General features: G+C 62.7%; 6 protein-coding genes. All 6 read left to right on the forward strand.

Annotated elements, in window-relative coordinates; translation table 11 throughout:
• The first annotated feature begins 5 nt into the window (after positions 1-5).
• The 6 genes from iolC to H4V96_RS08855 all read left to right on the forward strand — a co-directional run bounded on the left by iolC (position 6) and on the right by H4V96_RS08855 (position 10,233).
• A complete protein-coding gene (gene iolC / locus H4V96_RS08830; protein ID WP_196855500.1) occupies positions 6-1,952 on the forward strand; it encodes a 5-dehydro-2-deoxygluconokinase in 1,947 nt (648 codons plus the stop codon).
• On the forward strand, positions 1,913-3,778 hold the full coding sequence (gene iolD / locus H4V96_RS08835; protein WP_280720872.1) for a 3D-(3,5/4)-trihydroxycyclohexane-1,2-dione acylhydrolase (decyclizing): 1,866 nt from the start codon (positions 1,913-1,915) through the stop codon (positions 3,776-3,778). Before iolC ends, iolD begins: the two co-directional genes overlap by 40 nt.
• A complete protein-coding gene (gene iolE / locus H4V96_RS08840) occupies positions 3,775-4,689 on the forward strand; it encodes a myo-inosose-2 dehydratase (protein WP_196855499.1) in 915 nt (304 codons plus the stop codon). Before iolD ends, iolE begins: the two co-directional genes overlap by 4 nt.
• Positions 4,686-5,483 carry a 5-deoxy-glucuronate isomerase gene (gene iolB / locus H4V96_RS08845; RefSeq protein ID WP_280720873.1) on the forward strand — a complete coding sequence of 266 codons (798 nt, stop codon included), beginning with the start codon at positions 4,686-4,688 and terminating at the stop codon, positions 5,481-5,483. The genes iolE and iolB overlap by 4 nt, the downstream gene beginning before the upstream one ends.
• A 12-nt stretch (positions 5,484-5,495) precedes the next feature.
• Entirely contained in the window at positions 5,496-6,995 is a 1,500-nt protein-coding gene (locus H4V96_RS08850) for a CoA-acylating methylmalonate-semialdehyde dehydrogenase (protein WP_196855497.1), read from the forward strand.
• 190 nt (positions 6,996-7,185) lie between these two features.
• Positions 7,186-10,233, forward strand: a complete 3,048-nt coding sequence (locus H4V96_RS08855) for a CHASE domain-containing protein (RefSeq protein WP_196855496.1) — start codon at positions 7,186-7,188, stop codon at positions 10,231-10,233.
• Positions 10,234-10,268: the final 35 nt, after the last annotated feature.

Below are 10,268 nucleotides of genomic sequence, written 5' to 3' on the forward strand. Positions count from 1 at the left end.
TAAGCATGAATAACCCGACACAATTTGCCCAGGGCCGCGCCCTGGACGTGATTTGCCTGGGCCGCCTGGCGGTAGACCTATACGCGCAGCAGATCGGCAGCGCGCTGGAAGACGCGACGAGTTTCGCCAAGTACTTGGGCGGCTCATCGGCGAACATCGCCTTCGGCACGGCGCGCCTGGGCTTGAAGTCTGCCATGCTGTCGAAAGTGGGCGACGATCACATGGGGCGTTTCCTCACCGATACCTTGTCGAAAGAGGGCTGCGACGTCAGTCATGTGGGCATAGACCGCGACCGCCTGACGGCCCTCGTCATGCTGGGCATCAAGGATAAAAATACTTTCCCGCTGATTTTTTACCGGGAAAATTGCGCCGACATGGCTATCGAAGCGTCCTCGGTGGATGTGGCCTTCATTGCCTCCAGCAAAGCGCTCCTGATCACCGGCACGCATTTTTCCAGCAGTGCCATGCACGCCGTCAGCACGCAGGCGCTCAAGCTGGCCCGCGCCAATCATGTGCGCACCGTACTCGACATCGATTACCGGCCCGTGCTGTGGGGACTCTCCGGCAAGGCTGATGGCGAAACGCGTTTCGTCTCGAACGACGGCGTGACCGGCCACCTGCAGGCGATCTTGCCGCAGTTCGACCTGATCGTCGGTACGGAAGAGGAATTCATGATCGCCGGCGGTGGCGCCGACATCATGGCGTCGCTGCGCGCCGTGCGCGCCGCCACCCTGGCCACGCTGGTCGTCAAGCGCGGTCCGCTGGGCAGCGCCGTCATCGACAGCGTGGTACCGCAAAGCCTGGATGCGGCATATAACTACCGTGGCGTGCGCGTGGACGTGCTGAACGTGCTGGGCGCGGGCGACGCTTTCCTCTCCGGCTTCTTGAAGGGCTGGCTGCGCGGCGAGGATTATGCAGCGTGCTGCCGCTATGCCAATGGCTGCGGCGCCCTGGTCGTATCGCGCCACGGTTGCGCGCCAGCCATGCCGTCGCCGGTAGAACTCGACTATTTCCTGGCCAATGCGGCACAACTCACGCAGCCGGACCAGGACGCTACCTTGTCGCGCTTGCATCGCACGACGGTGGCGCGCCAGCAATGGGATCAATTGTGCGTGTTTGCGTTTGACCACCGTACGCAATTTTTCGAGCTGGCGCAACAAACGGGGGCATCCGAAGCGCGCATCTCGGCCTTGAAGCAATTGATGGTGCAAGCCGTGGCGCAAACGCAAACGGCATTGCAGTTGTCCGGCAAGACGGGCGTGCTGATCGATGGCCGCTATGGCGTTGATGCGCTCAACGATGCGACGGGACGCGGCTGGTGGATAGGCCGTCCGGTGGAATTGCCGGGCTCGAACCCGCTGCAATTTGACTGGGGCCGCTCCATCGGTTCGCACTTGCTCAGCTGGCCCAAGGAGCATGTGATCAAATGCCTGGTGCAGCTGCACCCGGACGATGCCGTGGAAAACCGACTGGAACAGGAAGCGCAGATCAAGGCCCTGTATGACGCGGCGCAATTGAGCGGTCACGAACTGTTGCTGGAAGTCATACCATCGCATGCCTTGGCGCACAACGATGATACCGTCTTGCGCGCCGTCAAGCGCCTGTACAACCTGGGTGTCTATCCGGAATGGTGGAAGCTGGAAAGCATGTCGGCTGCGCAATGGCAAGCCATCGATGCCCTGGTGCACGAGCGCGATCCATATTGTCGTGGCGTCGTCCTGCTGGGCTTGAATGCTCCGATCGAAAAACTTGCCGCCAGTTTTGAACAAGCCAGTGCCAGCACCACCTGCCGCGGTTTCATGGTGGGCCGCACGATCTTCCAGGAACCGAGCCGCCACTGGCTGGCCGGAGAGCTCGACGACGCGGGCCTGATCGCCGCAGTGCGTGCCAACTTCGAGCTCCTCATTAGCTTATGGCAAGGCTCACGCAAGCGCCTGGAGCGTGCGCCATGAGCGCCACTATTCGGTTGACCATGGCGCAGGCGCTGGTGCGCTATCTGTCGGTATTGCGCACCGAGGATGGCGCGCCCCTGTTCGGCGGCGCTTTTGCCATCTTTGGTCACGGCAACGTGGCAGGCCTGGGTGAAGCGCTGTACCAGTATCGCGACAGCTTTCCCACCTACCGTGCGCACAACGAACAGGCGATGGCGCACTCGGCTATTGCCTATGCGAAAGCCCACATGCGCCGGCGCATGATGGCCGTCACCAGTTCCATCGGTCCGGGCGCGACGAACTTGCTGACGGCCGCCGCGCTGGCGCACGTTAATCGCTTGCCCGTGCTGCTGTTGCCGGGCGACGTGTTCGTCTCGCGCGCGCCGGACCCGGTGTTGCAGCAGCTGGAAGATGGCACCGATGGCAGCGTCTCGGTCAATGATGCGTTCAAGCCGCTGTCGCGCTATTTCGACCGCATCGTCTACCCGGAGCAGTTGCTGACGGCCTTGCCACGCGCCATTGCCGCCTTGACTGACGCGGCCGCCTGCGGTCCCGTGACTTTGTCTTTGCCGCAAGACGTGCAAACGATGGCATATGACTATCCGGCCGACTTTTTCGCGCCGCGCATCGTGCGTTTTCGCGCCGTGCCGCCCGTAGAGCAGGAATTGGAAGACGCGGCCCAGCTGTTGAAAAATGCGAAACAGCCGCTGATCGTCGCTGGCGGCGGCGTGTTGTACGGCAAGGCCAGCGCCGCCTTGCAGGCATTTGCCGAACGCCACGGCATCCCCGTGGCGGAAACCCAGGCGGGCAAGAGTGCCTTGCCGTGGGATCATCGGCTGCAACTGGGCGCCATCGGCGTGACAGGGTCGCCTGCCGCCAACAGCCTGGCGGCAGACGCGGACGTGGTGCTGGCCATCGGCACGCGCCTGCAGGACTTTACGACGGGGTCGAACTCGCTGTTTGCGCAGGCGCAATTGCTGAGCCTAAACGTCAACAGTTTTGATGCCTTGAAACGCCGTGGCCTGGGCTTGCAGGCGGACGCGACACTTGGCTTACAGGCACTGTCGCCGCTGCTGGGTAGCTGGAACAGCGCAGGGCACTGGCTGGACCGGGCGCAGCAGGCAGGGCAGGCGTGGCGCGAGACAGTAACTTGCATCACGCGCCCGCTCGAGGGGGCCGGCTTGCCGTATGACGGCGAAGTCATCGGCGCCGTGCAGCGTTCATCTCAGCACTCCGCCAGCGGCGACATCGTCGTCTGCGCGGCAGGCACCTTGCCGGCCGAACTGCATAAACTGTGGCGTACCAGCACGCCCGGTGGCTACCACATGGAATACGGCTATTCATGCATGGGCTATGAAATCGCCGGCGGCCTCGGCGTGAAGATGGCGAAACCGGCTGCCGAGGTGATCGTCATGCTGGGCGATGGCAGTTACCTGATGATGAATTCGGAAATTGCCACCTCCGTCATGCTGGACAAAAAACTGATTATTGTTGTGCTCGACAACCGTGGCTACGGCTGCATCAACCGCCTGCAACAGGCCTGCGGCAATGCCTCGTTCAACAATATGTTGCCCGATAGCGCACCCGTGGTCGACTTCGCCCTGCATGCGCGTTCGCTGGGCGCGCTGAGCGAACATGTGGCTAGTATCGCCGAGCTGGAGCAAGCGATGCTGCGGGCCCGAGCAGCTGTGCGCACCTACCTGATCTGCATCGATACGGACGCCACGCGCACGACGCAAGAAGGCGGTTGCTGGTGGCAAGTGGCCGTGCCCGAAGTGTCCACCCAGCCCGGCGTGCAGCTTGCGCGCGCACGTTATGAAACTGATTGCCAAGGACAAAAAAAATGAAGACATGGAATGTCAGGATCGGCATCAATCCGATCTCGTGGATGAACGACGATTTGCCCAGCCTGGGTGGCGAAACGCCCCTGGAGACAGCGCTGAAGGAGGGCGCCGAGATCGGCTATGTGGGTTTTGAGCTGGGTAACAAGTTTCCGAAAGATGCGCCGACCTTGAGCGCCGTGCTGGGAAAATATAATCTGGCCTGCGTTTCCGGCTGGTATTCGGGTCGCCTGGCGCAGCGCAGCGTCGAAGAAGAGATCGCCGCTGTTGGCCCGCATTTACGCCTGCTTGCCGACAGCGGCGCCACTGTCATGGTGTATGGCGAAGTGGCCGACGCCATTCAGGGCGAAGCGCGCCCGCTGTACAAACGCCCGCGTTTCCAGAATCAGCTGCAATGGCAGGCTTATGCGGACAAATTGACGGCCTTTGCCGCCCACTTGCTGGCGCACGGCGTGCGTCTGGCGTATCACCATCACATGGGCGCCTATGTGGAAACGCCTGCCGACGTGGATCAACTGATGGCCTTGACGGGGCCGCAAGTAGGCTTGCTGTTTGATACGGGCCATATCACGTTTGCCGGCGGCGACGCGCTTGTCGTCTTAAATCAACATATCGACAGGATTTGTCACGTGCATTGCAAGGATGTGCGCCCGAATGTGGTGAAACTGGCGCGCAATGGCCACTGGAGTTTCCTGCAAGCCGTCATCAATGGTGCTTTCAGTGTGCCTGGCGACGGCTGCATCGACTTTCCGGCGATCCTGACGCGTTTGTATCTGCACGGCTATGCGGGCTGGCTGGTGGTGGAGGCAGAGCAAGACCCGGCCGTCGCACCCAGTTATCAGTATGCCAAGATGGGCCACGATTACCTGGCGCACCTCGTCGACGCGATTCCCCGCCTGGGCCGGGAGGCAGCATGAGCCAGCTGTTGCTCAAGGCCAGGCCCGGCTCCATCATCGTCGAGGTCACGCCCGCATCGGCCGGCTGGACGCATGTTGGCTTTGCCGCCCACCGTCTGGCCGCTGGCGAGGCCGTGAAGCTGGACACGGGCAAGCGTGAGCTGTGCATCGTCGTGCTGACCGGCACGCTCACTGTGCAGGCGGGCGAACAGCGCTGGGAAGCCATCGGTAATCGTGCCAGCGTCTTCGAAGACCGCTCGCCGTATGCCGTGTACGTCCCGTTGGAAACACAGGTCTGCATCACTGCCGTGAGCGCTGCCGAAGTGGCCCTGTGCAGCGCGCCGGCCACGACCCACCGCCCGGCACGGCTGATCGACCCATCGAGCATGACGCGCTCTGTACGCGGCAAGGGCGCCAACACCCGCTATGTATGCGACATCCTGCCGCAAACGGCCGAGGCCGATGGCTTGCTGGTCGTCGAGGTGATCACGCCCTCGGGCCATTCGTCGAGCTATCCGCCGCACAAGCACGACAGCGACAATGTGCCGCTGGAAAGTTCGCTGGAGGAAACGTATTACCACCGCCTCAATCCGGAGCAGGGCTTTGCGTATCAAAGAGTCTACACGGATGACCGTTCCATCGATGAAGCCATGGCCGTGGAAAACCATGACGTGGTGATGGTGCCGCGCGGTTACCACCCCGTTACCGTGCCGTACGGCTATGACGGCTATTACCTGAACGTGATGGCCGGTCCGAAACGCGTATGGCATTTTAAAAACGATCCGGCCCATGCGTGGCTGATGCAGAGTACATAATAGGGAGTCAAGATGACAACGCAAAAGATAGACCACTTTATTGGTGGCAACCCGATGGCTTCGCGCTCCGAGCGCACGAGCGAGGTCTTCAATCCCGCCACGGGTGCGGTCACGGCCCAGGTGTCGCTGGCAACTGCCGCCGAGCTGAACGCGGCCGTGGCCGCCGCCCACGCGGCCTTTCCCGCCTGGTCGCAAACTTCGCCCCTGCGCCGTGCGCGCGTCATGTTCAAGTTCAAAGAGTTACTGGAAGAACATGCCGACCAATTGGCGGCGCTGATCACAGCCGAGCACGGCAAGGTGTTTACGGATGCCAGAGGGGAGGTGACGCGCGGCATCGAAGTGGTGGAGTTTGCCTGCGGCATTCCGCAAATGATGAAGGGCGAATACTCGCAACAAGTGGCCGGTGGCATCGACGCCTGGTCCATCCGCCAGGCGCTCGGTGTCTGCGTCGGCATCACGCCCTTCAACTTCCCCGTGATGGTGCCGATGTGGATGTTCCCGATGGCGATTGCATGCGGCAACACCTTTGTCTTGAAACCATCGGAGCGCGACCCTTCGGCCAGCCTGCTGCTGGCGCAACTGCTGACGGACGCGGGGTTGCCCGATGGCGTCTTCAACGTGGTGCAAGGCGACAAGGAAGCGGTCGATGGTTTGCTGCATCACCGGGACGTGCGCGCCATCAGCTTTGTCGGCTCCACGCCGATCGCCGAGTATATTTACGCCACCGGCTGCGCGCAGGGCAAGCGCGTGCAAGCGCTCGGGGGCGCGAAAAACCACATGGTCGTCATGCCCGACGCAGATATCGCGCAGACGGTCGATGCCCTGATGGGCGCCGCCTTCGGTTCGGCAGGCGAGCGCTGCATGGCTATTTCTGTCGTCGTGGCGGTGGGCAATGTGGCCGACCAGTTGGTCGAAGCGCTGGTGCCGCGCATCGCGGCCTTGAAAATCACGCAAGGCATGGATTTGTCTGCGGAAATGGGGCCCGTGGTGACGCAAGTGCACAAGGACAAGATTGCCGGCTACATCGCCACGGGCGTGAAAGAAGGCGCCACACTGGTGGCCGACGGACGCGGTTTCGTCTTGCCCGGCCATGAAAACGGCTTTTTCCTTGGTGGCAGCCTGTTCGATCACGTCACGCCGGAGATGACGATCTACAAGGAAGAAATCTTCGGCCCCGTGCTGTGCATCGTGCGCGTGCCCGATTTCACGACGGCGCTGGAGCTGGTCAACGCCCATGAATACGGCAATGGCACGGCCATTTATACGCGTGACGGCAACACGGCGCGCGAATACACGCACCGCGTGCAGGTGGGGATGGTTGGCGTGAATGTACCGATCCCCGTGCCGATGGCTTTCCACAGCTTCGGCGGCTGGAAGCGCAGCCTGTTCGGCGACCACCACGCGCATGGCCCGGAATCGGTGCGTTTCTACACGAAACAGAAGGCTGTCACGCAGCGCTGGCCCGCATCGACAGCCGCCGGCGCCGAGTTTGCCATGCCGACGCTGAAGTAAATCCGGCAGCTGCGCTGCTTGCCCACTGCAATGGCTCAATGTTTAGTCATTGCAGATCGCGCACAGTCTGACCGATTGCGCAGCTATATTTACGCTGCCGATTGGAGGTGCAACAGCTTTGATAGTATCCTCTTATTAACCGTGCGGGCGTTCGCGTCCGTACTTGAGGAACCGGAATAAGCGATCGACGATGCACAATTTGAGCCAGGGCGGGGCGGCAGCATGCGTGAGGATATGGCTAGGTGGGTTGCTGCTGGCATTGCTGGTGGGCGGCGCCCTGTACGCGGGCGCGGCGCGCACGGTCAATGACGATGCCGAACAGCGTTTCGACAACATCACCTACGGCGCCCAGCACAGCCTGGCCACGCGGGTAAAAAGCTATGCAGATCTGCTGCGCGGTCTGGAAGCGCTGTTTCGTACCAGCGAGCAACTGACGCGCCGCCAGTTCCACGATTACGTGGCGGGCCTGGATGTCGCGCACCAGTTTCCCGCCATCGAATCGGTCAATTATGCGGTGGCGCTGACGTCGGCGCAGCGCGAAGCCTATGTCGCCGACGTGCGCCGTGACACCAGCCTGGCGCCGCGCGGCTATTCCGATTTCACCATCCGTCCGTCAGGCGAGCGGCCGCACTACACGGTACTGACTTACCTGGAACCCGATCCGCTGCTGGCCGAACGCATGGGTGTCGATATCGGCGCCAACCCACTGGTGGCGAAAGCCCTGCAGCAGTCGCGCGACAGTGGCGAAGTGAGCGCCTCGGGGCAGGTCATCATGATCAAGGGACCGCCCGCCCACGTCGGCCTGGGCATGCGCCTGCCCGTGTACCGCAACGGCATGGCGCAAGGCACCGTGGCCGAGCGCCGCGCCGCCTACCAGGGGTCGGTGGGCATCGGCTTCGGCGTGGCGCAACTGGTGCACAGCGCGCTCGAACGCAGCACTGTGGAACCGTTGCACCTGATCTTGTACAGCGCGGCCGAAGCGCGCCCTGCCGATGGCATATGGCGCATTACGCCGCAGGACCGCCTGCTGTTCAACGATGACGGCGATCTGGCGGCGGCGCCACCGCAACCGGGTAGCGACGCCGATTACTTCGACCAGGTGCTGCCCGTGCTGTACCAGGGCGGTGTATGGAAAGCCCATTTTCGCGTGCGCAAGGCGCAGCTGTATAGCGGCTTTGACCGCTATTTTCCGTCGCTGGCGCTGGCCGTCGGCGTGGCCGGCACGCTGCTCATTTATGGCTACATCTTTACCCTGTACCGTTCGCGCCGCACGGCGGTGGCGCAGCGCACCTTGCTCGATACGGTGCTCGATAGCGTCGATGCCTATGTCTACATGAAGGATGCCGACCTGCGCTACCGCTATGTGAATGCGCGCGCGGCAAAGATACTGGGCCGCTCGGCGAAGCAGTTGCTCGGCCGCCAGGATGACGAGTTGATGCTTGGCGAGGCGGCCGCCGCTGCGCAGTTGACCGAGCGCCAGGTTTTTGACAGCGGCGTCAAGTTCGTCGGCGAAGAGCGCTTCGTCGATGCGCAGGGCCAGGTGCATCAGTTGTGGAGCGTGAAGGTACCGCTGGGCTTGCCCGGTCCCGTGACTGGCCTCATCGGTCTGTCCACCGACGTGACGGAACTGCACCGCCTGAAGGAACAGGCCGACGCTGCCAGCCAGGCCAAGAGCGACTTCCTGTCAAATATGAGCCATGAAATTCGCACGCCGATGAACAGCATCATCGGCATGGCGCATCTGGCGCTGAAATCGGTGGCCGATGCGCGCCAGCGCGATTATCTGCAAAAAATCTTCCATTCAAGCCAGCATTTGCTGGGCCTGATCAACGACATCCTCGATTTTTCGAAGATCGAGGCGGGCAAGCTGGAACTGGAAGTGCTGGACTTTCGTCTCGACACGCTGCTGGAAAATATCGCCAGCCAGCTCGGTGATGCGGCCGTCGTCAAGGGCTTGGTGCTGCAGTTCGATATCGCACCCGAGCTGGCGCAGCGCTGGCGTGGCGATCCGCTGCGACTCGAGCAGGTCTTGTTGAACCTGGCCAGCAACGCCATCAAGTTTTCCGACAATGGCAGCATCTACGTGCGCGTGCGCCAGTCAGAAGAGCACGGCAGCCACGCCATGCTGCGCTTCGAGGTGCAGGATTGGGGTATAGGCATGAAACAGGAAGAGGTGGCGCAACTGTTCCGCTCTTTCCACCAGGCCGACCCCTCGACCACGCGCAAGTATGGCGGCAGCGGCCTGGGGCTGGTCATCAGCAAGCAGCTCGTTGAACTGATGGGCGGCACTGTGGGGGTGTACAGCGAGCCGGGTCAGGGCAGCACCTTCTGGTTCACGGCGCGCCTGGAGAAAAGCGCGCAAGCGGGCGATGAGCGCAGCGCCGAAGTGGCGCCCGACGTATTGGGCGTGATCCGCGGCGCATCGATCCTGCTGGTGGAAGATAACGTCTTCAGCCAACAGGTGGGCTGCGAATTGCTGGCAGATGCCGGCGCCACTGTCTGCGTCGCCTGCAATGGCCGCGAAGCACTGGAATTGCTGGCCCACCAGCGCTACGACTGTGTGCTGATGGACGTGCAGATGCCGCTGATGGACGGCTTCGAGGCGACGCGCCGCATCCGCGCCGACCCCAAGCTCAGCGGCCTGCTGGTGATCGCCATGACAGCCAATGCGGGAAGCGAAGACCGTGCCCGCTGCCTGGCGGCGGGCATGGATGAATTCGTGACCAAGCCGATCGCCCCGAATCTGCTGTTTCACGTGTTGGCAAAATGGTTCCGCCTGCGCGGTGGCATCGGCAGCATGGGCAGCATGGGCCGCGCGCACGCGGGCGACTGGCTGGCAGCAGCACCGAAGGCGCCGCCATCGGCCGCTTCGCCGGCATTGCACGGCACCGCCATCCTCGACCTGGCCACCCTGGCGCTGACGTTCAGCAATGACGCAGTGAAGATGCGCAAATACACCCAGCTGTTTCTCGATACGGCGCGCGACGGCATCGCCGAAATGGAGCAGGCCATGGCGCTGGAAGACCTGGGCCGCCTGGCCGACCTGGGACACCGCAGCAGGTCGTCGGCGCTGGCCGTGGGTGCCCATGCTTTTGCCAGCCTGTGCCTGTCGATCGAAGGCTTGCGCTCGGGCGGCGACCTGCAGCAGGCGCGCGCCCTGCTGACGGCGCTGGAGCCGGCGCTGGCGCAGGTGGCGCAACAAATTTCACGCCAATTTATCGCCAGCGACGCCCCTTGACGCAGGCAGCGGCGATAATAGGCGTTTGACGTCTG

The organism is Janthinobacterium sp. CG_23.4 (genome assembly GCF_029892305.1).
In the GTDB taxonomy this organism is placed as follows: Bacteria; Pseudomonadota; Gammaproteobacteria; order Burkholderiales; family Burkholderiaceae_D; genus Janthinobacterium; species Janthinobacterium lividum_D.

Bases quoted from the DNA above. Each gene is read 5' to 3' on its own strand.
- iolB (WP_280720873.1), top strand. From the start codon at position 4,686: ATGAGCCAGCTGTTGCTCAAGGCCAGGCCCGGCTCCATCATCGTCGAG.
- H4V96_RS08855 (WP_196855496.1), top strand. From the start codon at position 7,186: ATGCACAATTTGAGCCAGGGCGGGGCGGCAGCATGCGTGAGGATATGG.
- iolD (WP_280720872.1), top strand. From the start codon at position 1,913: ATGGCAAGGCTCACGCAAGCGCCTGGAGCGTGCGCCATGAGCGCCACT.
- iolE (WP_196855499.1), top strand. From the start codon at position 3,775: ATGAAGACATGGAATGTCAGGATCGGCATCAATCCGATCTCGTGGATG.
- iolC (WP_196855500.1), top strand. From the start codon at position 6: ATGAATAACCCGACACAATTTGCCCAGGGCCGCGCCCTGGACGTGATT.
- H4V96_RS08850 (WP_196855497.1), top strand. From the start codon at position 5,496: ATGACAACGCAAAAGATAGACCACTTTATTGGTGGCAACCCGATGGCT.